The organism is Bradyrhizobium jicamae (genome assembly GCF_001440395.1).
Lineage (GTDB): Bacteria > Pseudomonadota > Alphaproteobacteria > Rhizobiales > Xanthobacteraceae > Bradyrhizobium > Bradyrhizobium jicamae.
Genome location: NZ_LLXZ01000198.1, coordinates 1 through 21,551 on the forward strand (window position 1 = coordinate 1; position 21,551 = coordinate 21,551).

At 63.4% G+C, this 21,551-nt stretch carries 24 protein-coding genes and 1 pseudogene; 11 read left to right on the forward strand and 14 right to left on the reverse strand.

Annotated elements, in window-relative coordinates; all coding sequences use genetic code 11:
• The 5 genes from CQ12_RS34515 to CQ12_RS42975 form a co-directional block, all read right to left on the reverse strand.
• On the reverse strand, positions 1 to 2,082 hold a 2,082-nt coding region (locus CQ12_RS34515), incomplete at its 3' end, for a chromosome segregation SMC family protein (RefSeq protein ID WP_157088657.1).
• Positions 2,083 to 2,311: 229 nt separating this feature from the next.
• Positions 2,312 to 2,968, reverse strand: a complete 657-nt coding sequence (locus CQ12_RS34520; protein WP_057839744.1) for a DsbA family protein — start codon at positions 2,966 to 2,968, stop codon at positions 2,312 to 2,314.
• A gap of 118 nt (positions 2,969 to 3,086) precedes the next feature.
• On the reverse strand, positions 3,087 to 3,566 hold the full coding sequence (locus tag CQ12_RS34525) for a DUF721 domain-containing protein (RefSeq protein ID WP_057839745.1): 480 nt from the start codon (positions 3,564 to 3,566) through the stop codon (positions 3,087 to 3,089).
• Between the two features lie 31 nt (positions 3,567 to 3,597).
• A complete protein-coding gene (locus CQ12_RS34530) occupies positions 3,598 to 3,918 on the reverse strand; it encodes a HigA family addiction module antitoxin (RefSeq protein WP_057839746.1) in 321 nt (106 codons plus the stop codon).
• On the reverse strand, positions 3,890 to 4,174 hold the full coding sequence (locus CQ12_RS42975; protein ID WP_083519604.1) for a type II toxin-antitoxin system RelE/ParE family toxin: 285 nt from the start codon (positions 4,172 to 4,174) through the stop codon (positions 3,890 to 3,892). The genes CQ12_RS34530 and CQ12_RS42975 overlap by 29 nt, the downstream gene beginning before the upstream one ends.
• Positions 4,175 to 4,246: 72 nt before the next feature.
• On the opposite strand from CQ12_RS42975, the gene mutY reads away from it, so the two are divergent.
• Complete coding sequence (gene mutY, locus CQ12_RS34540) at positions 4,247 to 5,338, forward strand: A/G-specific adenine glycosylase (RefSeq protein WP_057839748.1); 1,092 nt, start codon at positions 4,247 to 4,249, stop codon at positions 5,336 to 5,338.
• Positions 5,339 to 5,341: 3 nt separating this feature from the next.
• Here mutY and CQ12_RS34545 read toward each other — a convergent pair whose 3' ends face one another.
• Positions 5,342 to 7,090 (reverse strand): sensor domain-containing diguanylate cyclase, encoded by a 1,749-nt coding sequence (locus tag CQ12_RS34545; protein WP_057839749.1) that lies wholly within the window; start codon positions 7,088 to 7,090, stop codon positions 5,342 to 5,344.
• A 210-nt stretch (positions 7,091 to 7,300) separates the two neighbouring features.
• On the opposite strand from CQ12_RS34545, the gene CQ12_RS34550 reads away from it, so the two are divergent.
• Positions 7,301 to 7,753, forward strand: a complete 453-nt coding sequence (locus tag CQ12_RS34550) for a PaaI family thioesterase (protein ID WP_057839750.1) — start codon at positions 7,301 to 7,303, stop codon at positions 7,751 to 7,753.
• Here CQ12_RS34550 and CQ12_RS34555 read toward each other — a convergent pair.
• Positions 7,722 to 9,008, reverse strand: a complete 1,287-nt coding sequence (locus CQ12_RS34555; protein ID WP_057839767.1) for a flavin-dependent oxidoreductase — start codon at positions 9,006 to 9,008, stop codon at positions 7,722 to 7,724. The genes CQ12_RS34550 and CQ12_RS34555 overlap by 32 nt on opposite strands.
• A gap of 188 nt (positions 9,009 to 9,196) precedes the next feature.
• Between CQ12_RS34555 and CQ12_RS34560 the strand changes: the two genes are divergently transcribed.
• Both CQ12_RS34560 and CQ12_RS34565 read left to right on the forward strand, forming a co-directional pair.
• Positions 9,197 to 9,904 (forward strand): helix-turn-helix transcriptional regulator, encoded by a 708-nt coding sequence (locus CQ12_RS34560; protein ID WP_057839751.1) that lies wholly within the window; start codon positions 9,197 to 9,199, stop codon positions 9,902 to 9,904.
• Positions 9,905 to 9,943: 39 nt separating this feature from the next.
• Positions 9,944 to 10,855 (forward strand): pyridoxal-phosphate dependent enzyme, encoded by a 912-nt coding sequence (locus CQ12_RS34565; protein ID WP_057839752.1) that lies wholly within the window; start codon positions 9,944 to 9,946, stop codon positions 10,853 to 10,855.
• 44 nt (positions 10,856 to 10,899) lie between these two features.
• Here the strand turns inward: CQ12_RS34565 and CQ12_RS34570 are convergent, their stop codons facing one another.
• Positions 10,900 to 11,274 (reverse strand): nuclear transport factor 2 family protein, encoded by a 375-nt coding sequence (locus tag CQ12_RS34570; protein ID WP_057839753.1) that lies wholly within the window; start codon positions 11,272 to 11,274, stop codon positions 10,900 to 10,902.
• A 114-nt stretch (positions 11,275 to 11,388) separates the two neighbouring features.
• Here CQ12_RS34570 and CQ12_RS34575 point away from each other — a divergent pair, with 114 nt between their 5' ends.
• The 3 genes from CQ12_RS34575 to CQ12_RS34585 all read left to right on the forward strand — a co-directional run bounded on the left by CQ12_RS34575 (position 11,389) and on the right by CQ12_RS34585 (position 13,408).
• Entirely contained in the window at positions 11,389 to 12,231 is an 843-nt protein-coding gene (locus CQ12_RS34575; RefSeq protein WP_057839754.1) for a helix-turn-helix domain-containing protein, read from the forward strand.
• A gap of 2 nt (positions 12,232 to 12,233) precedes the next feature.
• Positions 12,234 to 12,707, forward strand: a complete 474-nt coding sequence (locus CQ12_RS34580) for a nuclear transport factor 2 family protein (protein ID WP_198164332.1) — start codon at positions 12,234 to 12,236, stop codon at positions 12,705 to 12,707.
• An 83-nt stretch (positions 12,708 to 12,790) separates the two neighbouring features.
• Positions 12,791 to 13,408 (forward strand): glutathione S-transferase family protein, encoded by a 618-nt coding sequence (locus CQ12_RS34585; protein WP_057839756.1) that lies wholly within the window; start codon positions 12,791 to 12,793, stop codon positions 13,406 to 13,408.
• A gap of 83 nt (positions 13,409 to 13,491) precedes the next feature.
• Here CQ12_RS34585 and CQ12_RS34590 read toward each other — a convergent pair whose 3' ends face one another.
• Complete coding sequence (locus CQ12_RS34590; protein WP_057839757.1) at positions 13,492 to 14,412, reverse strand: LysR family transcriptional regulator; 921 nt, start codon at positions 14,410 to 14,412, stop codon at positions 13,492 to 13,494.
• A 90-nt stretch (positions 14,413 to 14,502) separates the two neighbouring features.
• On the opposite strand from CQ12_RS34590, the gene CQ12_RS34595 reads away from it, so the two are divergent.
• Together CQ12_RS34595 and CQ12_RS34600 are read left to right on the forward strand one after the other, a co-directional pair.
• Positions 14,503 to 15,060 carry a carboxymuconolactone decarboxylase family protein gene (locus CQ12_RS34595; protein ID WP_057839758.1) on the forward strand — a complete coding sequence of 186 codons (558 nt, stop codon included), beginning with the start codon at positions 14,503 to 14,505 and terminating at the stop codon, positions 15,058 to 15,060.
• A 32-nt stretch (positions 15,061 to 15,092) separates the two neighbouring features.
• A complete protein-coding gene (locus CQ12_RS34600; RefSeq protein ID WP_057839759.1) occupies positions 15,093 to 15,524 on the forward strand; it encodes a nuclear transport factor 2 family protein in 432 nt (143 codons plus the stop codon).
• Between the two features lie 190 nt (positions 15,525 to 15,714).
• Here CQ12_RS34600 and CQ12_RS34605 read toward each other — a convergent pair whose 3' ends face one another.
• The 3 genes from CQ12_RS34605 to CQ12_RS34615 all read right to left on the reverse strand — a co-directional run bounded on the left by CQ12_RS34605 (position 15,715) and on the right by CQ12_RS34615 (position 18,252).
• Entirely contained in the window at positions 15,715 to 16,401 is a 687-nt protein-coding gene (locus CQ12_RS34605) for a glutathione S-transferase family protein (RefSeq protein ID WP_057839760.1), read from the reverse strand.
• Between the two features lie 143 nt (positions 16,402 to 16,544).
• A complete protein-coding gene (locus tag CQ12_RS34610; RefSeq protein ID WP_057839761.1) occupies positions 16,545 to 16,871 on the reverse strand; it encodes a hypothetical protein in 327 nt (108 codons plus the stop codon).
• 247 nt (positions 16,872 to 17,118) lie between these two features.
• Positions 17,119 to 18,252, reverse strand: a complete 1,134-nt coding sequence (locus tag CQ12_RS34615) for a site-specific DNA-methyltransferase (protein ID WP_057839762.1) — start codon at positions 18,250 to 18,252, stop codon at positions 17,119 to 17,121.
• Between the two features lie 279 nt (positions 18,253 to 18,531).
• Here CQ12_RS34615 and ypfJ point away from each other — a divergent pair, with 279 nt between their 5' ends.
• Positions 18,532 to 19,470 (forward strand): KPN_02809 family neutral zinc metallopeptidase, encoded by a 939-nt coding sequence (gene ypfJ / locus CQ12_RS34620; RefSeq protein ID WP_057839763.1) that lies wholly within the window; start codon positions 18,532 to 18,534, stop codon positions 19,468 to 19,470.
• Positions 19,471 to 19,650: 180 nt separating this feature from the next.
• A complete protein-coding gene (gene moaB / locus CQ12_RS34625) occupies positions 19,651 to 20,214 on the forward strand; it encodes a molybdenum cofactor biosynthesis protein B (protein WP_057839764.1) in 564 nt (187 codons plus the stop codon).
• A gap of 126 nt (positions 20,215 to 20,340) precedes the next feature.
• On the opposite strand, the gene CQ12_RS34630 is transcribed toward moaB, so the two are convergent.
• Positions 20,341 to 21,270: a bifunctional helix-turn-helix transcriptional regulator/GNAT family N-acetyltransferase gene (locus tag CQ12_RS34630; protein ID WP_057839765.1), complete on the reverse strand. Its 930-nt coding sequence runs from the start codon at positions 21,268 to 21,270 to the stop codon at positions 20,341 to 20,343.
• A 167-nt stretch (positions 21,271 to 21,437) separates the two neighbouring features.
• Positions 21,438 to 21,551: pseudogene (locus tag CQ12_RS46965) on the reverse strand (glycosyl transferase); the annotation flags it as partial.

Consider the following 21,551-nt stretch of genomic DNA (forward strand, 5'->3'; position numbering starts at 1 on the left):
GGCATGGCGCTCGCGCGCGGCATCGGCCTCGCGCTGCGCGGCGCGCCAGGCTTCGCGGCCGGCGGATTCGGCTGATGATGCCGCCTTCAGTTCGGCTTCGGCCTCTTCCAGCGCCTGCCGCTTGGCGGCCGCGTCGATGCGGGCCTGTTCCAGCTCGTGCTCGATATCGACCAGGCGGGCGCGTTCGGCGAGACGCCGTGCGGCGCCGGTCGGCGCATGCGCGGCGGCGACAAAGCCGTCCCAGCGCCAGACGTCGCCTTCCAGCGACACCAGTCGCTGGCCGGTCTTCAATTGCGAGACGAATTCCGCGCCGCGCTCCTTCGGCACGACGCCGATCTGCGCCAGACGGCGCGCCAGTTCGGCCGGCGCCTCGACATGCGAGGCGAGGGCTTCGACACCAGCAGGCAGCGCCGGATCGTCAAAACTCGCGCCGGCACTGGTCCAGCGCATCGGCGCCGAGGGATCGACGGGCGCGTCGAGGTCGTCGCCGAGCACGGCGCCAAGCGCCTTTTCGTAACCCTTGGCGACGGTGACGCCGTCGATGATCGGCGGCCACAGATTCTTGGTTTCGACATTGACGAGCTTGGAAATCGTGCGCGCTTCGGTCTCCAGCCGCTGCACGCGCTTTTCGGCGTCGGTGAGCGGAGCGCGCGAAGCTTCGAGCTTCTGCCGCGCGGCCACGTGGCCGGTCTCGGCGGCTTGCGCTGCGGCTTCCGAGGCGGCCAGCGTTTCCTGCGCGGTCTCCATCGCGGCGGCGAGCGCGTCGATGTCGCCGAGATTGCCGGTCTCCTGCGCGAGCTTTTCCTCGTCGGCCTGGACGGTGGCGATTTCCTGGTCGAGCCGGGCAAGCCGGTCACGATGGGTGCGCACGCCGGCCTCGAGCTGGTTGCGCTTGGCGGTGAGGTCGGCAAGCGCAGTGGTCAGTTCGCCGAACATGCTCTCGGCGGCGGCCAGTGTCGCTTCCGCCTCAGAAACACGTTCATCAACGCCGGAGCGCTTTTCGACGCGCGACTTGATCTCTTCCTTGATCTCCGCGTCCTCGGTGTCGAGCCGCTGCAGCGCGATCTCGGCGTCGGAAGTCTGCTGCTGTTCGCGAGCGATGTCGGCAATGAACTGGTTCAGCCGCCGGTCGAGTTCGGAGGCGCGTTCCTTGGCGCGCTCTTCCTCGCGGTCCAGCAGTTCGCGCGCATTGGTGAGGCGCTGCAGTCCGGCCGCGGCGCGGGCTTCGCCCTCGCGCAGCGCCGGCAGTTCGGAGGCGCGGATCGCCTGGATGCGCGCGGCCTCGGCCTGCTCGCGGGTGCGCTCGGCCATCTCGCGCACGTTGATGTCGTGGGTATGCGCGGCTTCGGCGACGTCGGTATTGGCTTCCAGCCAGCGCAGGTGGAACAGCGTCGCCTCGGCCTTGCGCACCTTGGCGGCGACTTCACGGAACCGGATCGCCTGACGCGCCTGCTTCTTCAGCCCGTCCATCTGGCCGGTGAGCTGGCCGATCACGTCCTCGACGCGGGTGAGGTTGGTTTCGGCCGCCTTCAGCCGCAGTTCGGCTTCATGTCGGCGGGCGTGCAGGCCGGCGACGCCGGCAGCGTCTTCCAGCACGCGGCGGCGCTGCTCGGGTTTCGCCTGAATGATCTCGCCGATCTTGCCCTGGTGAACCAGCGCCGGCGAACGCGCGCCGGTGGCGGCGTCGGCGAACAGGATCTGCACGTCGCGGGCGCGAACATCGCGGCCATTGATGCGATAGACCGAGCCCGCCTCGCGCTCGATGCGGCGGGAGATTTCGAGAACCTGGCTGTCATTGACCGCGGCCGGCGCGGTGCGATCGGCATTGTCGATCGTCATGGTGACTTCGGCGTGGTTCCGCGCCGGACGGTTGCCGGAACCGGCGAAGATCACCGCATCCATGTCGGCGGCGCGCAGCGATTTATGCGAAGTTTCGCCCATCGCCCAGCGCAGCGCCTCGACCAGATTCGACTTGCCGCAGCCGTTCGGCCCGACCACCCCGGTGAGGCCGGGTTCGATCATGAAATCAGTGGGTTCGACGAACGACTTGAAACCGTGGAGGCGGAGGCGCGTGAGTTTCATGAACACAAATCTCTGTTGGCCGGGCGCGAATCTCCCTGCCGTGACAATACCATGAAGGCAATGTCGGTGTGTGGACGAACAGCCTGTGGCGGCCCTTATGGCCCGCGACAATGGCGAGGCTGCGGCTGCAGGGCAACGCCCCCGCGAGGCTTTTCCCAAGGGATTTGAGGCGCTTGTGTGGCGCCTTTTACTGGACTTATCGGCCCGGACGAATCAGGCCTGGCGCGAATCAGCTCTTCAGCATTGCGTTGATGCGCTTTGCGAACTCTTCAAAGCTCTGCTCGCCCTTGAGCATCTCGCCATTGATGAAGAAAGTCGGCGTCGACTGCACCTTCAGCACGTCGGCGGCATATTTCTGGTCGGCCGCGATCTTGTCGAGCAGCGCCTGATCCTTCAGGCAATCCTCGACCTGCGTCTGGGTGAGGCCCGCCTGCTTGCCGATCCGGATCAGCGTCTCCGTGGTGTTCTTCGTCACCCAGTCGTTCTGCTGCTTGAACAGGAGATCGACCACGGCGAAATATTTCGCCGCGTCGTCCTTGGCGATGCAGCGCGCCAGCATCGAGCCGGCAGCCGCCTTGATGTCGAGCGGGAATTCGCGGAACACGAACCGGATCTTGCCGCTATCGATGAACTCCGACTTGATCTTCGGAAACACCTTTTCGGTGAAGGCCGCGCAATGCGGGCAGGTCATCGAGGCAAACTCGGTGATGGTGACCGTGGCGTTCGCCGGGCCAAGCGCCATGTCGGGCAGCGACACCGGCTTTGCCACGTCGGCGGGGCTCTGCGCCATCGCGCCCGTGATCAACTGCAGCGGCGAGAAGCCGGCGAGCAGGCCAAGTCCGGTCAGCGAGAGAGCGGCGGTGAAGGCGCGGCGCGTGATCATCAAAGTCTGCTCCCGAATGGCGCGTTCACGCCCGAAAGAAGGTGCAAAAAGAAAGCCTTCGCTAGCTTGAAACGCCGGTTGTGGCAATGGCGCCTTGCGCCGGCCGCGCCGTGCAAAAGGCTCAATTTCGCTTGATCGCCGCGCCTAGCCGGGCCAGCGCGGCGCGCAGTTCCTCGTCCTCGACTGCGGAGAGGGTTTCGGCGACTTTCGCCACCGATTTCGGGTCCGGCGCGCGCCTCGGCACAGGGCGGTTTCGGCGCGACAGCGGCGCCTGCCGCAATGCCAGCCGGCCGACCGCGCTCCAGCCGAAGAAGCGGTTGACCCGCTGCAGGATGACGTCGGACGAATGCTGGATCTCCAGCGCCATCGGGCCCTCCACCCGCAACACCAGCGTCGCCGGTTCCTGCGGCTGCCCCTCCACCGGCCGCGGCCACTGCATCTTCAAGGGCTCGGAATGGGCGGCGATTTCGGCTCCCGCAATGTCGGCCCAGCGCGTCACCAGCTCGCGCGCGGCAAACCCCTGTTTTGCGTAGGCGTCGGAAAAGACGTCGCTGAGCAGGACGGAAAGGGGCTTTGCGTTGAACGGGCCGGGTTTGGACATGGGGCGACTCTATCCGAGCCGACTGCCGCGGTCACGCCGCACGCGGACGAATCGCCTTCAGATCACGGTCAATCTCACGCCGCCGCTGCATCAGGTCGTAATCCATCTGCAGCCCGAGGAAAAATCCCTCCGATAAACCGAAGTAACGCGCAAGGCGCAGGTCGGTGTCGGCAGTAATATCACGCTTGCCCAATACGATCTCATTGATCCGGCGCGGCGCCACATGAACCGCACGCGCCAGTCCGTTTTGGCTCAGTCCCATCGGCCTGAGGAATTCTTCCAGCAGGATTTCGCCAGGATGCGGGTTTTGAAGCAATCCGCCCCTAGTCGTGGTAGTCGACGATTTCGACATGCGTCGGTCCTCCCTCCTGCCAGACAAAGCATATCCGCCACTGGTCATTGATCCGGATCGAGTGTTGGCCCTGCCGGTCTACCTTCAAAGATTCAAGTCGATTGCCAGGCGGAACACTGAGATCGACGAGTACCCGAGCCTGATTCAAAAGACGAAGTTTCCTCAGTGCGACGTTCTGAATATCGGCCGGTAGTCTTCGGCTTCGCCGGCCGGACCAGATCAACTCTGCCTCCGGATCGGCGAAGCTTTGAATCATGCGCGACTATAACGCGTCGCGTTATAGTTTGTAAACTCTGGTCACGGCCCGAATCCGATTTTAAGGTGAGGTGTGCCCTCACTCGCCGCCAGCAAGAAGCAGAACGCCACAGAAAGCAGCGCCTCCCGCCCCGCGCTGCTGCTCGACTGGTACGACCGTCATCGCCGCCGGCTGCCGTGGCGGGCGGCGGCCGGCGAGCGGGCTGATCCGTACCGGGTGTGGCTGTCGGAAATCATGCTGCAGCAGACCGGGGTCAAAACGGTCGGGCCGTATTTCGAGAAGTTTCTGGCGCGCTGGCCGGATGTCGCCGCGCTCGGCCGCGCCTCGCAGGATGACGTGCTGCGGATGTGGGCCGGCCTCGGTTACTATTCGCGTGCGCGCAATCTGCATGCCTGCGCGGTCGCGGTGCTCCGCGAGCATGGTGGCGTGTTTCCCGGCACCGAAGAAGGCCTGCGCCAATTGCCGGGGATCGGGCCTTACACGGCGAAGGCGATCGCAGCGATCGCCTTCGACATCCAGACCATGCCGGTCGACGGCAATATCGAGCGGGTGGTGTCGCGGCTTTACGCGGTGGAGGAACCGCTGCCGCAGGCCAAGCCGCGGATACAGGAACTGGCGTCAACGCTCCTTGGCAACTCCCGGGCCGGCGACAGCGCGCAGGCGCTGATGGATCTCGGCTCCTCGATCTGTACGCCGAAAAAGCCGGCCTGTGCGCTATGCCCACTGAACGAGGATTGTGCGGCGCGCCTGCGCGGCGATCAGGAGAGTTTTCCGCGCAAGGCGCCGAAGAAGGCAGGGACGCTGCGCCGCGGGGCCGCCTTCATCGTCACGCGCGGCGACGAGCTCCTCGTTCGCACGCGGCCGGAAAAGGGCCTGCTCGGCGGTATGACGGAAGTGCCAGGCTCGGACTGGCTGGCCGGGCAGGACGACAAGGGTGCGCTACAGCAGGCGCCCGAGCTAAAGGGCGTGACGCGCTGGCGCCGCAAGGTTGGCGTCGTCACCCACGTGTTCACGCATTTTCCGCTCGAGCTTGTGATCTACACCGCCGATGTCGCCGCGCGCACGCGTGCCCCGGCGGGCATGCGCTGGGTGCCGCTCGCGACGCTGGCCGACGAGGCGCTGCCCAACGTGATGCGCAAGGCGATTGCGCATGGGCTGGATTGAAATTCAGGCGGCGCGGGCTTCGCGCCCCTCGGATGCCGGCATTAGGAAGGTCCGATTGCGGCCGGTTTTCTTGGCGACGTAGAGGCCCTGGTCGGCGCGCTCGATCATGTCCTGAACGTCGCGGTCACCTTCCGCGTTGATCGCAACGCCGATCGAGACGGTTGCGGGAATGCTCGTCTCGCCATGGCGGATGGCGGTTTGCTCGATCGAGCTTCTGATGCGCTCCGCCAGCAGCATGGCGGTCTCCTGATCGATCTCGCGGAGCAGCACCACGAATTCCTCGCCGCCGAAGCGGGCCGCCTTGTCGGTGGTGCGGATCGACTGGCCGATAATATCTGCGATTCCCTTGATCGCGTCGTCGCCGGCCGCATGGCCATGGGTGTCGTTGATCTTCTTGAAATGATCGATGTCGATCATCAGGGTCGCCATGCCGCGCTTGTAGCGCCGACAGAATTCCACCGTGTCATCGGCGACGGCGAGGAAGGCGCGCCGGTTCATCAGTCCGGTCAGATAGTCGGTGTCGGCCATTTTCTGCAGCTTGACGAGGTCGTCCTTGAACTGCAGGGCGTTCTCGGAGGCGCGCAGTTCGGCTTCCCTGGTTCGCTCTTCGGCAAAGCCGATGCGTCGCAGCAGCGAACGCAACGCCCGCGTGAGCTGGACAACTTCGACCGAACCGCTTTGCCGCGCCAGCATGGTTGGACCGGAAGCTCGCCCGATCCGGTCGGCTTCCGTCGTAATGGCGATGATGGGCCGCGCGATGCGCCGGGAAATGACGACGGCCAGACCGAGGCCGATCAAAGCGGTGACAGCGCCGATGCCCAGAATGATTTCCGCCGACGATATGGCGGCGGCGAGCGCGATGCCGGTCGGCTGGCTCGCGGTCACGATCCAGTTCAATCCCTGATATTCGCGGTGACCCATGCCGACATAGAACGCCGTGAGCATGCGCTGGTCGCCCGAGATCTCGGAGAAGGCGCCTTTTCGCTTTTTGAGAATGTTGGCGAGCTGCTCGCCGCCGTAGCGGGTCGTGCCCTTGTCGGGGCCGACGAGTACGACGCCGTTCTTGTCGATGATCGAAAGCCTGGTGTCGGTATCGCCGTCATTGGCTTCGACGTCCTTGATCAACTGGCTCGCCCAGTCCCAGTTCAAATGTCCGCCGAGCACGCCAAGCAGCTTGCCGCTTGAATCCTTGACCGGAAATGCGAGGTCGACGAAGCGATAAGGCTCGCCATCTTCCCGTTGCGCCAGCAGCGATGCCAGCAACACGGCCTCGTGCACGTCGCCGATGGCGAGCCGCTGCAGGCCCTCCTTGAACCACGGCCGCGCCGCTACCGACGCGCCTTCGAGCAGACCGCCGGTGGCGGCCACGACCTTGCCGTTGACGTCAGCGAAACCGATCCAGGCCAGATCCGAGAATGTTGCCTGCAACTGCTCCAGCGCGCGCCGAAGCTCGACCGGATTGTCCTGCCAGAGCTTTTGCAGCGGCTGCAATCGCGAGAACAGATTCATTTCGAGCTGGCGCTCGGCCATGAAACGATCCAGCCGGCCGGACGTCGTGGAAGCGACCGTTGCGAGGCTGCTGTTCACCAGCGAAGCGGTGTTGCGATAGCTGACGAAGGCTGCGCCGCCGGCCAGTGCCCCGATCAGCAGCACGGACATCAGCGCCACTGCCGCAGCGATCTGCGTCTGGACGGTCAGATGATCTTCGACGACGTGCAGGCGGTTAGCCAGCTTCTGCAGGAGGTTGCGCATTCGATTGGTTCCGGTGTGTCCCGGACCATCTTCCCACGTTCAGTCTCCCGCTTTCTAAATTGGGGCCGCGTCGTTGCGATTGTGTTGAATCGCCAGTGAATTGGAATGGTTGAAGCGAGATTAAGCTCCGCAATTTTGCGGATATGCCCGTTTCCTGCTGACACCATGCTGGCAGTAGGTTTGCGCTAAAGGAACCATACGGAGGTTCCCATGATCAGCACCGTCTTCGACAATTTCACCGCTCCGCCGTCTTCCAAATTGCTTGGCTGGCATCTGCTCGACGCGCGGCCGAAGGACGGCTGGATCCGCATCGGCTTCGACGGCAAGCGGGATTTCTGCAACCCGGCCGGCTTCGTGCAGGGCGGCATTCTCTCGGCGATGCTCGACGACACCATGGGGCCGGCCGTGTTCGTCATGACCGAGGGAAAACTCTACACAGCGACCATCACCATGACCGTGAACTTTCTGGCCCCGGCGAGGCCGGGTCCGATCACAGGCGAGGCCAATGTCACCCAGCTCGGCAAGACCGTGGCCTTCGTGGAGGGACGGCTGATGGCGGAGGACGGCACGCTGCTCGCGACCGCCACGACCAGCGCGCGGCTGGTCGAGACGGCGAAGGCGATTGCGTCGGCTAGCCGGCAGCCCGCGGCGCTTCCCGCGTGATCTGGACGATCGGCGGCTTGGCGTTGAGGCCCTCGACCTGGAAGCCGGCCACGCGCTTGTAATTGGCGGCGATGTCTTCCAGCTCCTTCAGCGACAGCACGTCGGTGACGACATCGTAGCCGTCGGGCGCGCGCTCCTCGACCATCTGCATCACCTGCTCGGGGCCGTTGCGGCGGTTGAGCATCACGAGATCAGTGGTTGCCGGACGGCGCTCGGCTTCATAAGCCACCAGCGCGGCATTGGTCGTACCGTGCGCCAGGATCTCGCGGGTGATGACGCGGGCATCCAGTATAGCCTGCGACGCGCCGTTGGAGCCGATCGGGTACATCGGATGTGCGGCGTCGCCCATCAGCGTGACCCGGCCGAACGTCCATTGCGTGATCGGATCGCGATCGACGAGCGGATATTCGTAGGCGTGCGGGCAGTTCTCGATCAGGCCGGGCACGTCGAGCCAATCGAATTTCCAGTCCTTGAACCAGGGCAGAAACTCTTCGAGCCTTGCGGTCCGGTTATAGTCCTCGCGCCGCCACTGATAGGTCGGCGGCATGTGCCGCTCGGCAACCCAGTTGATCCTGAACTTGCCTTTGCTGTCTGCCTGCTTCGAAATCGGGTAGCAGACGAATTTCAGGATCTCGTGGCCGGCCATGATCATGGTGCGGCCGGACAGGAAGGCGTCGCTGTCGGTAATGCCGCGCCACAGGATACGACCGTTCCAGATCGGCGGGCCTTCGCCCGGATAAAGCTTTTCGCGGACCGCCGAATGAATGCCGTCGGCGGCAATCAGCAGCACGCCGTCGTGGCTGCCTTGCGATTTGCCGGTCGCCTTGTCGATGAACTCGGCGCGGACGCCGTTGTCGGTTTCGGTCCAGCCGGAAAGATGGTGGCTGGTCAGGATGTTCTCTTTCCCGAGCCGCTCGATGGCTGCGTCGAGCAAAACCTGCTGCAGCGTGCCGCGATGGATCGAGAATTGCGGCCATTTGTAACCGGCCTCGATGCCGCGCGGCTCGCTCCAGATCGGCTTGCCGTGCTTGGAGAAATAGGCGAGCTCCTTGGTGCGGACGGCGTGCGCATCCAGCTTGTCGTGCAGGCCGAGTTCAATCAGTTCGCGTACTGCATGCGGCAGCACGTTGATACCGACGCCGAGCGGCCGCAGTTCGGGCACGCTCTCGAATACTTTTGCCGGTATGCCGATCTGGTGCAGGCTGAGCGCCAGCGTCAGCCCGCCGATGCCACCGCCTGCAATGAGAACCGTCATGGTACGCCCCTGTTGCTTCCCGGGCGTCATGACATGAGGGAGCAGCGGGGGGCAACTGCGAAGGTCCGGCAGATGCCGCTCACAGCCCGGCAGGATGTGGACTGATATAACTTCAACAAAATGTTGTATAAATACCAGATTATCAACATTTTGTTGATTTGTTGGGCGGATGCCGATAGTGTCCGCGCATGACGGCCCGCCGTGAACACGAACTGCACGAAGAAGAAGTGCTGCGCCTCCTGGCTTCTGCTGTCCGGGTTATTGGCAGCGTGGTCGGCAACAACGTTGAAGTTGTCCTGCACGACCTGCGGAAGCCCGAGTACTCCATTCTTGAAATCGCGAATGCTCACGTGACCGGCCGAAAGAAGGGAGATGCGGTCATCGCGGGTGTGCGAACCGACAAAGCGTTCATCAGTGCCATGGAGGAGAGTTCAGAGCCGATCTCCCTGATACTCGACTATGAGACGTCTAGCCGGTCAGGCTCGCCACTACGCAGCAGCACGGCCGTATATCGTGGTCGGAAAAACAAGCCGTTCGCGGCGCTTTGCGTCAATGTCGACCATGCGGAAATAAAACGCGCCATTACCCTTCTCGAAGGCCTGGCAAATATCGTCCCTCCGCAGCCGACGAAGAGCCGACGGGGCGATCAGACCGCCGAACCGGAGCCTGACAATATCGAAGTGCTCATGCACGAGATTATCTCGACAGCGACAGAACAGAGCGAAAGCAGCAACAGGAACGACACCAAGAAAGCCAACCTTCTTGCGGTTCAAAAAATGCAGGAGAGAGGAATATTCATCATCAAGGGCGGCGTGGAGATGGCCGCCAAGGCCCTCGGTGTGACCCGCTACACGATTTACAATTATCTCGACGAACTAAAGAACGCGCCCCGCTGACACGCCGGCCGTCACCCGCATGTTCACGGAGCTGACAGAATGTCCCTGAGTATCAAAACGCCCCTCCTTGAGAGCCTGCCGCTGAGCCAGCTGAACGGGACCAAGGTGCTCATGAAAATGGAAGCCGCGCAGCCGTCGGGCTCGTTCAAGATCCGGGGTATCGGCTACGCTTGCGAGCAGCATGTAGCTCGTGGTGCGCATCGCTTCATCTCCTCCTCAGGCGGAAACGCCGGGCTGGCGGTCGCCTATGCCGGCCGCAGGCTAAACGTGCCAGTCGTGGTGGTGGTGCCTGAAACCACGTCTGAGCGGGCAAGGCACCTGCTTCGCCTTGAAGGCGCAGAAGTGATTGTGCATGGCGCGTCATGGGCTGAAGCCAACGAACTGGCGCTCTCATTGAAAACCGCAAGGGATGCCTTTCTGCATCCCTTCGATGATCCTCTTGTCTGGCACGGCCATTCCTCGATGATTGATGAGGTCGTTGTTGAGGGCGTGCGTCCCGACGCCGTTATTCTCTCGGTCGGCGGCGGCGGTCTGCTGGCCGGCGTAGATGAAGGACTTCGCCGCAACGGCCTGGACGGTGTTCCCATCTATGCGGCCGAGACGGAAGGCATGGCGTCGTTTCATGCCGCGTTAAAGGCCGGTGGACCGGTCGAACTGCCTGCGCTGACGGGAGTGGCTACCACGTTGGGAGCCCGACAGGTTTGCCAGCGCGCGTTTGATCTGGCGCAGAAACGGCCGGTCGTGTCCGTCCTCGTCAGTGACCGGGAAGCCGTGGAGAGCTGCAAGGCATTCCTCGACGACCATCGCACACTGGTTGAGCCAGCCTGCGGGGCTTCACTGGCCTTGCTTTATGGCAGGAAGATTGCGGTCGGCAGCCTGCAAAACGTGTTGGTCATTGTCTGCGGCGGGTCAACCGCGACTGTGGATTCTCTGAACAGTCTTCGTGGCTGAGGCGTAGCACGCTCGCCGTTGCCCGAAGGTGCGCAGCTGAGAGCTTACGAAAGCGCAGGGGCCGCGCCGAAGAATCCGACGATCCTGATCAGCCGGCCGTCGGGGCCGATCTCGCCGAAGTCGATTGAGGTATCGCCGCAGGTTCCATCCGCGCGCACCAGCCGCCAGAGAAAGCGGACGACGTTGTGATGGATGTCGATGCCGCTCATGAACTCGAGCCGCGCGCCGGGCCGGCTGGCGAACACCTCGCCGATCCGCTTCGCCAGTGCATCACGCCCGGCCAGCGAGACGTTCGGATCGAGATAGACGCCGGCCTCGCTCCAGCATTGCGCGAGCAGGGCGCCTCTGGCCGTATCACCAGGCTCGTTCCACGCCGCCATGTATTGCGTCACGGTTGTCGCGATTGCGCTCTTGTCCATCAATGCTCCCCTAAAGCTTCGGTCTCCAAGGGCCTTACTCTGCAAGGATTTTCGGAGCTGGTCACTTACATCCGAGGTAATTGCCGTTCTGATGCGATGGTCTAGATTGCCGGCATGGCTGTACCAGAGACCAACGCACACGAGATACCGGCCGGACACTTCAGCCGCCTGTTGAAGCATTGGCGGAGCGTTCGCCGGCTGACCCAGATCGAACTGGCGGCGGATGCCAACGTATCGGCCCGGCATCTGTGCTTTCTGGAAACCGGCCGCTCGCAGCCGAGCCGCGAGATGGTGCAGTTGCTCGGCAGCGCGCTCGACCTGCCGCTCGAGGAGCGCAATGCCCTGCATGTCGCGGCGGGTTTCGTGCCGCCCTATGGCGACAAGGGGCTGGCGGCCGAGAATTTGCAGCCGGTGCGGCAGGCGCTGGATTTCATCCTGCGGCAGCAGGAGCCCTATCCGGGGATCGTGATCGACGGACACTGGGACGTTCGGATGCGCAACCAGGGCTCGGCGCGACTGCTCAAGCCGTTTCGCGATTCATACGAGATGGAAAACGGTCTTGCCGACAATGCCATGCACGTCGTCTTTCATCCAAAGGGCCTGCGGCAGTTCATGCTGAACTGGGACGAGTTCGCGCGGCAGTTGATCCAGATCCTGCATCGCGATGTCGCGCAAGGCAGCCGCGCCGCGGCGCAACTGCTCGACGAGATCATGGTCTATCCCGGGCTGTCGGCCGAATGGCGGCTGCCGCGCCAGTCGGCGACATCTTCGCCGGTCATGACGATGCAGCTTGCGAAGGGCGACTACCGCCTGGCGTTCTTTTCCACCTTTACGACGCTGGCGATGCCGACGGATGCGGCGCTGCAGCAGATCAAGATCGAGTGCTTCTTTCCGGCTGATGACGCGACCGCCGGGAAGGCGCGCCAGTTGGCGCTTTCACCAACCCCTGGGAGATGAAGATGCAGCCTGCCTTGCGTGATCATCAATCGGCCGAGACAATGAATGAGCTGCGGGCGCTAAATGCCCGCTTCATCCATAATTTCGTGACCAGCGACGTGCCCGCGCACGACGCCATCCTGCATCCCAGCTTCATCAATATCTGGCCCACCGGCCAGCGCTGGGATCGCGCGACTTATCTGAAATACTGGGCGACCGCCTTTGATCCAGAGGTCATCGTCTATTGGGACGTTCGCGACGAGCTGATCACCGTCGTCGGCGATGTCGCGCTGGTGCGTTCCACCAACAAGTACACCCGCCGCGACGGCAGCGAGGTGACCGGCATGACCACCTATACCGACACCTATCTGTTCGAGAATGGCGCGTGGAAATGCATCCAGGCCCAGCTGACGGCGGTGGCGCCGGAGCATTATCCCGCCGACGATACGATCGTCAGCGTTTACATCGAGGGCAAGCTTCAGCCGCGGGCGAGTTGAACCGCCAAGGGTTACTCCACCCACCGGGGGTGGACGGCGCAGGGGCCTGCCGGTAACGTCCGGCTTTCCCCGTGAGGATCGCCATGTTCAAGCTCTACTACGCCCCCGGCACCTGCGCGCTGGCTTCGCATATCGCGCTCGAAGAGGTCGGCGCGCCCTACAGCGCCGAACGGCTGAACTTCAAGAACAATCAGCAGAACAGCCCGGATTATCTCAAGATCAACCCCAAAGGCCGCGTGCCCGCGCTGGTGACGGATAGTGGGGTGCTGACCGAGACGCCGGCGATCCTTGCGTTCATTGCGCACAGCTTTCCGGACGCGAAGCTCGTGCCGCAGGACTCCTTTGCATTCGCGCAGGTGCAGTCGATCAACAACTATCTCTGTTCCACCGTGCATGTCGCGCACGCCCACAAGATGCGCGGGGCGCGCTGGGCGACCGAGGAGACGTCGTTCGCCGACTTCAAGCGCAAGGTGCCGGAGACGATGACGGCATGCTTTACGCTGATCGAGCGCGATATGCTCAAAGGGCCCTGGGTGATGGGCGAGCAGTACACGATCTGCGACCCCTATCTCTACACCATTGCCGGCTGGCTGGAGGGCGACGGCGTTGATCTATCCAGGCTGCCGAAGGTCGTCGCGCATCGCAAGCGGATGGAGGAGCGGCCGGCGGTAGCCACGGTGCTGGCGGAGGAGAAGGCCTGAATTTGTTGGGTGGGCAAAGCGACAGCGTGCCCACCATTTGCATCCGTTGTTGACGGCGGTGGGCACGCTTCGCTTTGCCCACCCTACGAAACCTTCCTCCCCCGTTCCATCTCGCGGCCGATGCCGAGCATGATGTTGCGTAGCCAGATCGAGCCGGGGTCCATCTGGGCGCGGGTCGGGTAGAACATGTACTGCTCGTCGATCCCGGGATCGAGCGGCGGCGCGACGGTCGAAAGCGACAACTGCTTCGACAGCGCGCCGATCAGCCGCCGCGGCACGAAGGCGACGAGATCGGTGCGCGCGGTAACGTGCAGCGCCTCGATATAGCCGGGCACCACCAGTGCGATCCGCCGCTCGATGCCCCTGGGGCGCAGCCACATGTCGATCAGGTCCTCGCTCTGGCCGCGGATCACGACCGCGACATGGCGCGCGTCGAGAAAGGTTTCGAGCCGCTTCAGCCGCGCGCCGGCCGGGTGGCCGCGGCGGACGGCCAGCGCATCGCTGTCGGTGTAAAGCCGCTGCCGGTGGAAACCGGTGAAGGCGTTGCCGATCGAGATCACGAGATCGATGGTGCGGGCAAATTCCGCGGTGAAGATCGCCGGACCCCGCCACGGCACGACGTCGATCCTGACGTTCGGCGCGGCTTTCGTGATCTTCTCCATCAGCGGCGGCATCAAGAGTTCGACCGCCAGGTCCGGCATCATCAGGCGAAACTGACGTTCGCTTCTGGCGGCGTCGAACGCATCGGCGATGAACAGCGCGCGCACCTGATCGAGCGCCTGCGCCAGCGGCGCACGCAGGGCTTGTGCCCGCGGCGTCAATTCCATGCGCGCACCGGTTCGCACCAGCAAGGGATCACCGATCAGGTCGCGCAACCGCTGCAGCGCATGGCTTGCCGCCGGCTGCGACAGCCCGATCCGCATCGCCGCGCGGCTGACGCTGGTTTCCCTCAAGAGCGCGTCGAGCGCGACGAGCAAATTAAGGTCAAGCGCATTCAAATTCATAGTATGAATATATATCATACTCTCTATCGATTGGAAGAATGGCGATGCCTGCGCAAGATTGCGTCCAGCAAACAACGAAGCCGGACTTGCATGACCGATCGCCTGAAGCCTGCCACTGAACCCTATGACGCGCGCGTGCAGGCCATCTTCGACAGGCTGCCGCGATCCTGGATGCCGCCGTTCCGGCTGTTCACGACGCTGGCACGCCATCCGGCGCTGCTCGAGCGCTTCATCAATGGAGCGCCCGCTTATCTCAGGGATTCGCACGTCAGCCTGAGGCAACGCGAAATCTTCCTGCAGCGTGTCACGGCGCGTTGCGGCTGCGAGTACGAATGGGGCATGCGCGTGCATTACTTTGCCGAGGAGGCGCGGCTGACCGAGGCGCAGGTCGGCGCCACCGTGCATGGCAACGCCGCGAGCGCGTGCTGGGACACGACCGACGCTCTCTTGATCCGGCTTGCCGATGAATTGCATGAACGTTGCGACGTCAGCGACGAGCTGTGGCGCGCGCTGCGTCCCGTGTTCGACGATGAGGCCATTCTCGAACTGCTGGTGATGGCCGGTTACTACCGAACGGTCGGCCATGTCGCGAACGCCTTGCGGCTGCCGCTCGAACCCGCAGTGGGCCGACCGTTTCCCAAAGCCTGATCAACAGAGTGCTTACAAGAGGAGAAGCCGCCATGAGCGCAGCAGCGAACAAGAAACTGGTGCAGCAGGTCTATACGGATTCGGCCAACCGGAGCGGGACGACCTTTCTCGACAACATAGCAGAGGATGTGACCTGGGTCGTCACCGGCCAGTATTCATGGTCCGGCGAGTTCAGGGGCCGCGAGGCGATCAACAATGGCCTGATGGGTCACTTGCGCTCGCTCCTCGCCTCCGGGCGCCCGCGCACGCTGGCGTTCAACTTCGTCGCGGAAGGCGACTATGTCATCGTCGAAGCGCGCGGCGACAACATCACCAAGAGCGGAGAGCGCTACGATAACCAATACTGCATGGTCTGGCGCATCGAGAACGGCAAGATCAAGGAGATCAAGGAATATTGCGACTCCGCGCTGGTCGAGCGCGTGCTCGGGAAGTTTCCGCAAGAGCGGAAGGTGGCGGCGGCGTAGGTAACGCGCAAACTGCCCCATCCTCCCCTGGAGAGGGAGGATCGTCGCGCGCAAAAGCTCGCGGCGAGGTGGGGTGACGGTCTCTCAACGTCCGACAGTGCACGAGTTGAGAGACTGTCACCCCGCCCCGTCTCACATTGCGCTGCGCTCCATGTGAGCCGACCCGCCCCCTCGAGGGGCGGGTGAAGAATCAAGCCGCCTTCACCTTCAGATGCTTGAACATGTTGCCGCGGGCTTCGTCGTCCATCTCGGCCTTGAACTTGAAATTGTCCTTCAGCGCGATCGCCTTGGCCGCCGCCGGACGTGCCATGATCTCGTCGACCAGCCGCTTGACGTTGGGATACTTGGCGACCGCCTCTTCGCCGAGAACCAGGGGGATCATGCGCGCCCAGCCCCACACGTCCATGTCGACGATGGTGTAGGTGTCGCCGACCATGTAGCGCCGCTTGGCCAGATGGTCGTTGAGAATGCCGAAATGCCGCTGCGCCTCGAACTGGTAGCGGTTATGGGCGTAGTCGATCTTCTCCGGCGCGAAATGCTTGAAGTGAACGGCCTGTCCGGAATACGGGCCGACGCCGGTGGCGGCGAACATCAGCCAGGACAGCAGTTCGGCGCGGTTGGCCGGCGTGTTGGCGGGGAGAAACTTGCCGGTCTTTTCGGCCAGGTAGAGTAGGATGGCGTTGCTGTCGAACACGGTGACGCCGTCGTCGACGATAGCGGGCACCTTGGCGTTCGGATTGATGGCGAGATATTCAGCCCTGAACTGCTCGCCCTTGCGGGTGTCGACCGCGACCGGCTCGTAGGCGAGGCCGGCTTCCTCGAGGAAGAGGGCGACCTTGGTCGGGTTGGGCGATCCGTTGAAGTAGAATTTGAGCATTTTGGAGTTTCTCCCCCGTTGCTTCTTGCAAGGAAACTTGTCGCGGCACGCAGGCGGCATTGCCGCCGGGCGCCACGTCCATGCTCAAATTTTTATTGAATGCGCAAGCGACGAGTTCGTGACCGGCGCGCGCCCGCCAACGCTTACGATAGCGCCAGACCGCCGATGCCGGCGACCGCCAGACCCGCACCGGCAGCGATCATGACGGATGCGAAGCGCATTTCCGAACGCAGCGCCGTGCGTTGTCCCGCCCGCTCCGATCCTCGGCCGTAGCCGTGGACGATGATCTGCTCGCTGAAGGTGCCGCTGGCGTCGAGAATGTCGGTCAGGCCCGCGCAGGCGACCAGGATGCCGAGGATGATCAGTCCGGCGGGGCCCAGCAAACTCAGCAATAGCATCGGAAATACGCCGATCAGGAAAATCGGCAGCAGCGGCAGCACAATGAAGGACTCGGAGCCTCGGGTGCGCATGGCACTAGTCTCATATGGGATAGTGAATATTGCAAGTATTCCTTGAAATATGGGCGAAAAGCCGCGCGACAACCCGCGCGCCCGGCACGGCTGCCATGCTCATTGATCGGGTGGTTGCAGAGCGGCTAGGCTGGGCTGCCCTTCGCGACAGGTGACATCCCGTAAACCATACGCACGCTGTGGTGCTTTGGGCGGCGCGGCCAGAGACCCGCGCAGCCGGACGTCCCGTGATGAGGTGAGCTGCCTCTTAACCCGCCGCCATTTCCGAGCGGATTTCGGCGCGCAGCTCGTCGATCAGCCTGAGGCCGTTCTTGGTCTCGACGTGCCAGAAGGTCCAGCCGTTGCAGGCGCCGGAGCCTTGCGCCACCGCGCCGATGCGGTGGATCGAGCCGACCTTGTCGCCGAGCATGATGGCGCCGTCGGCGCGGACGAGGGCGCCATGACGTTTTTTGGAGTCGACCAGCTTGGTGCCGGGCGGAATCATGCCGCGCTCGATCAGTTCGGAGAACGCCACGCGCGGCGCGTCGCGCGCGGTCATGAACGGCGCCAGCGTCGCCTCGGGCAGCGGCTCGACCGCGGCGATGCGCGCTTCCGCCGCAGCCGCATAGGTCCTGTCGCGCTCGAAGCCGATGTAGCGGCGGCCGAGACGTTTTGCCACGGCACCCGTCGTGCCGGTGCCGTTGAAGGGATCGATCACGAGATCGCCGGGCTTTGACGACGACAGCAGCACGCGCGCCAGCAGGCCTTCCGGCTTCTGGGTCGGGTGAACCTTCTTGCCGTCGGCGCCCTTGAGGCGCTCTTCGCCGGTGCAGAGCGGAATCAGCCAGTCGGAACGCGCCTGCACGTCCTCGTTGGCGGCCTTCAGGGCTTCGTAGTTGAAGGTATAGCCCTTGGCCTTCTCGTCGCGCGCTGCCCAGATCATGGTTTCATGGGCGTTGGTGAAGCGGCGGCCCCGGAAATTCGGCATCGGATTGGTCTTGCGCCACACAATATCATTGAGAACCCAGAAGCCGAGGTCCTGCATGATCGCGCCGACGCGGAAGATATTGTGATAGGATCCGATCACCCACAACGTCGCCGACGGTTTCATGACCCGGCGGCAAGCGAGCAGCCAGGCGCGAGTGAAATCGTCATAGGCGCCAAAGGATGAAAACTTGTCCCAGTCGTTGTTCACAGCATCGACGTGGGATTCGTCGGGGCGCTTGAGATCGCCCTTGAGCTGCAGGTTATATGGAGGGTCTGCGAATACCAGATCGACCGAACCGGCCGCTAGTTTCGACATCTCGGCGACGCAATCGCCGACGACGATACGAGCGCTGGACTCAGACTCAAATTTAGTGCGGGGCGCCCTTGCAGACGCCCCGCGACGCGACACTACCATGACTCAATTACTCTGACTCAGGCGACGCTGTCGGCGACGCGGGACTAAACAACCGACTGGCGATACATTGACCCGGCAAAGTAAAAATCGACTTAACCAAGAAAATTATCGATGCAGAATGCAAGAGAGATGATCGACAAGATTGCCCGCAGAGATTGCGCGTCGCCTTGCGCACTAGGCAATTTTTGCCGGGCGGGCTATTGATTAATGGAATGGAAATTTTACGTGATTGCCGCGTTGGGTATTCAGGCCAACAGCCGGGGATGAGGAAACAGCGCCATGCGTTACGATGATTTCCGCCGCAGCGACTCCATCGACGACCGTCGCGACGACGGCGGCGGCGGAATGGGAGGCGGTGGCGGCGGCTTCGGCCTGCCGATGGGCGGCGGCGGATTAGGTATCGGCACCATCATCATTCTCGGCCTCGTCGGCTATGCCTTCGGCATCGATCCGCGCCTTCTGATCGGCGGCGCCGAAATCCTGACCGGCGGCCAGCAGGCGCCGACCTATCAGACCGATCGCCGCTCGGGCCCGGCCAAGACCGGCGCGCCGAAGGACGAAGTCGGCAGCATGATCGCCGGCATCCTCGGCGAGCTCGACGATCGCTGGAGCGAGATCTTCCAGTCCAGCGGCCAGAATTACACCGGGCCACGCATCGTGCTGTTCCGCAACGCCACCAATGGCGGCCGCTGCGGCATGGCGCAGTCAGCGATGGGACCGTTCTATTGCCCTCCGGACAAACAGATCTTCCTCGACACTTCTTTCTTCCGCGAGGTCGAGACGCGCTTCCGCGGCTGCTCGGGCAGCGCCTGCAAGTTCACGACCGCCTACATCATCGCGCACGAGGCGGGCCATCACATCCAGAACCTGCTCGGCATCCTGCCGCGCGTGCAGCGGCTGCAGCAGCAGGCCGGCAGCAAGGCGGAAGCCAATGCGCTACAGGTCAAGGTCGAGCTGCAGGCCGATTGTCTTTCCGGCGTCTGGGTCAACCGCGAGGAGAAGAAGCGTCCTGGCTTCATCGAGCCCGGCGATATCGACGCGGCGCTGAGGACGGCAACCGCGATCGGCGACGACACGCTGCAGCGGCAGTCGACGGGCAGGGTGGTGCCCGACAGCTTCACCCACGGCTCCGCGGCGCAGCGCAAGCAATGGTTCATGACCGGCTACCAGCAGGGCACGGTGCAGGCCTGCAATACGTTTGCCCAGGGCGCGTTGTGAGCTGAATCAAGGAAGTATTTTGCCGTCATGGCCGGGCAAAAGCGCGAAGCGCGTCTTCGCGCAAGACGTCCCGGCCATCCACGTCTATACTTTCAAGTGAGTTCGAAGACGCGGATGCCCGGGACATCTGTGCGAAGACGCGCTTCGCGCTTTTGCCGGGCATGAGGGGAAGAAGCAGTCATGTCCTCCATCGACGAAACAAAACAGTTCGTGCCGCTCAACATCGCGGTGCTGACGGTCTCCGACACCCGCTCGCTGGCTGACGACAAATCCGGCACCACGCTGGCGGACCGGTTGACGGCGGCCGGCCATCACCTCGCCGCGCGCGAAATCATCGTCGACGACGTCGACGCGATCCGCGTCATCATCAAGCGGTGGATCGCCGACGAAGGCATCGATGCGATCATCACCACCGGCGGCACCGGTTTCACCGGCCGCGACGTCACGCCGGAGGCGGTCGAGCCGCTGTTCGAAAAGCGGATGGATGGTTTTTCCATCGCCTTCCACATGTTGAGCCACGCCAAGATCGGCACCTCCACGGTGCAGAGCCGCGCCACCGCGGGCGTAGCGGGTGCCACCTTCATCTTCTGCCTGCCGGGATCGCCGGGCGCCTGCCGCGATGCATGGGACGGCATCCTCGCCGCCCAGCTCGATTACCGCACGCGTCCCTGCAATTTCGTCGAGATCATGCCGCGGCTGGACGAGCACCTGCGGCGGCCTAAAGCACAAGGCGCTTCAGCCTGACCAGCAGCGTCCACAGTCCGTGCCACATGTTGCGCCAGGCTTCGTCGTGCAAGTGATGCGCACGCTTGATATGAAAGTCGAGAATATCAGGCGTCACGCGCCGCGCAGTATCGCGACGCCCCGGCTTCACAGTTCCAGGTCCCAGGTTTCGCCGATCAGGCTTTGCCCGAAACTGCGATGCGGCTCGGTGGCGACCAGCTTGAAGCCGGCTTCCTGATAGATCTTGCGGGCGGCGACCAGGTTGCTCTGGGTCCACAGCGTGATCTTGCGATAGCCGCAGGCCCTGGCGAACGCGATGCATTCACCGACCAGCCGATGGCCGAGCCCCTGGCCGCGTCCGGCCGGGTCGACCAGCAGCAGTCGCAGCTTGGCGACGTCGTCGCTGTGCCGCACCAGAAAGATCGAGCCGACTTGTGTCCCGTCGATATCGGCGATCCAGCAGCGTTCGCGCGATGCGTCGAACGAAGCGAGGAATTTGGCCGCGATCTCGGCGACCAGCCCCTCGAAAGAGGAGTCGAAGCCGTATTCGCGGGCGTAGAACGCGCCATGGCTCTGCACCACCCATCCCATGTCGCCCGGCCGCGGGTCGCGCAGCGTCGCCGGCCGCAACGGAGCGCTGACGTCACCAAGCAGCCGTTCGATCTCGGCCATCGCGCCGATCAAGCGCGCTCTGCCATCGTGCGACAACATTGCCAGCATCGCTCCAACTTCGTCCCGCATGCTGCGCTCGAGTTTTGCGAATGTCTGACGGCCCTTGGCGGTCAAGGCGAGCTGGTATTGCCGGCGGTCGGATGGCAGCGGTTCGCGGGTGATCAATCCGGCTTCATCGAAATTCTGCACGATCCGGCTGAGATAGCCGGCGTCGAGGCCGAGCTCGGTCCCGATCTGCTTGGCCGACAGATCGTGGCGGTGAGCCAGTTCGTACAGAACCCGCGCCTCGCTCAGCGAATAGGGGCTTTTCAGCAGCTGCTGGTCCAGCACGCCAAGTTTACGGGTGTAGAAGCGGTTGAAGGCGCGAACCGCTGCGACTTCTTGTTCGGATTCCAGTTGGGACATGGCACCCCCTCGATATTTGCCATTGTCAAATATATAGTTGCTTTTGGCAAGTATATTTTCATGGCTTTTGGCAAGTATATTTTCATGGCAAGGCACCCGGCACGTGCCGCCTACTTTGCAAGGGGTTGTTTTCGATATTTTGTGTCGGTGTCTTGCGGTGTACCGCTTCAGGCGGCGACCATGATCCGGCTGCGCAACTGGGTGCGCGCCGAGCGGCCGAGCTGGCGCAGCAGCCGCGTCTCGGAGCGGCGCGAATCCGGCCGGTAGCCGCCAAGCCGCTC

What these genes read in the sequence shown, in the direction of transcription:
- CQ12_RS34615 (WP_057839762.1), bottom strand. Translation starts at nt 18,252, where the DNA reads ATGGTAGTGTCGCGTCGCGGGGCGTCTGCAAGGGCGCCCCGCACTAAA.
- CQ12_RS34600 (WP_057839759.1), top strand. Translation starts at nt 15,093, where the DNA reads ATGAGCGCAGCAGCGAACAAGAAACTGGTGCAGCAGGTCTATACGGAT.
- CQ12_RS34575 (WP_057839754.1), top strand. Translation starts at nt 11,389, where the DNA reads ATGGCTGTACCAGAGACCAACGCACACGAGATACCGGCCGGACACTTC.
- CQ12_RS34530 (WP_057839746.1), bottom strand. Translation starts at nt 3,918, where the DNA reads ATGTCGAAATCGTCGACTACCACGACTAGGGGCGGATTGCTTCAAAAC.
- CQ12_RS34555 (WP_057839767.1), bottom strand. Translation starts at nt 9,008, where the DNA reads ATGACGGTTCTCATTGCAGGCGGTGGCATCGGCGGGCTGACGCTGGCG.
- CQ12_RS34545 (WP_057839749.1), bottom strand. Translation starts at nt 7,090, where the DNA reads ATGCGCAACCTCCTGCAGAAGCTGGCTAACCGCCTGCACGTCGTCGAA.
- CQ12_RS34560 (WP_057839751.1), top strand. Translation starts at nt 9,197, where the DNA reads ATGACGGCCCGCCGTGAACACGAACTGCACGAAGAAGAAGTGCTGCGC.
- CQ12_RS34585 (WP_057839756.1), top strand. Translation starts at nt 12,791, where the DNA reads ATGTTCAAGCTCTACTACGCCCCCGGCACCTGCGCGCTGGCTTCGCAT.
- CQ12_RS34550 (WP_057839750.1), top strand. Translation starts at nt 7,301, where the DNA reads ATGATCAGCACCGTCTTCGACAATTTCACCGCTCCGCCGTCTTCCAAA.
- CQ12_RS34610 (WP_057839761.1), bottom strand. Translation starts at nt 16,871, where the DNA reads ATGCGCACCCGAGGCTCCGAGTCCTTCATTGTGCTGCCGCTGCTGCCG.
- CQ12_RS34630 (WP_057839765.1), bottom strand. Translation starts at nt 21,270, where the DNA reads ATGTCCCAACTGGAATCCGAACAAGAAGTCGCAGCGGTTCGCGCCTTC.
- CQ12_RS34580 (WP_198164332.1), top strand. Translation starts at nt 12,234, where the DNA reads ATGCAGCCTGCCTTGCGTGATCATCAATCGGCCGAGACAATGAATGAG.
- CQ12_RS34595 (WP_057839758.1), top strand. Translation starts at nt 14,503, where the DNA reads ATGACCGATCGCCTGAAGCCTGCCACTGAACCCTATGACGCGCGCGTG.
- CQ12_RS34565 (WP_057839752.1), top strand. Translation starts at nt 9,944, where the DNA reads ATGTCCCTGAGTATCAAAACGCCCCTCCTTGAGAGCCTGCCGCTGAGC.
- CQ12_RS34570 (WP_057839753.1), bottom strand. Translation starts at nt 11,274, where the DNA reads ATGGACAAGAGCGCAATCGCGACAACCGTGACGCAATACATGGCGGCG.
- CQ12_RS34525 (WP_057839745.1), bottom strand. Translation starts at nt 3,566, where the DNA reads ATGTCCAAACCCGGCCCGTTCAACGCAAAGCCCCTTTCCGTCCTGCTC.
- CQ12_RS34605 (WP_057839760.1), bottom strand. Translation starts at nt 16,401, where the DNA reads ATGCTCAAATTCTACTTCAACGGATCGCCCAACCCGACCAAGGTCGCC.
- CQ12_RS42975 (WP_083519604.1), bottom strand. Translation starts at nt 4,174, where the DNA reads ATGATTCAAAGCTTCGCCGATCCGGAGGCAGAGTTGATCTGGTCCGGC.
- CQ12_RS34590 (WP_057839757.1), bottom strand. Translation starts at nt 14,412, where the DNA reads ATGAATTTGAATGCGCTTGACCTTAATTTGCTCGTCGCGCTCGACGCG.
- moaB (WP_057839764.1), top strand. Translation starts at nt 19,651, where the DNA reads ATGTCCTCCATCGACGAAACAAAACAGTTCGTGCCGCTCAACATCGCG.
- ypfJ (WP_057839763.1), top strand. Translation starts at nt 18,532, where the DNA reads ATGCGTTACGATGATTTCCGCCGCAGCGACTCCATCGACGACCGTCGC.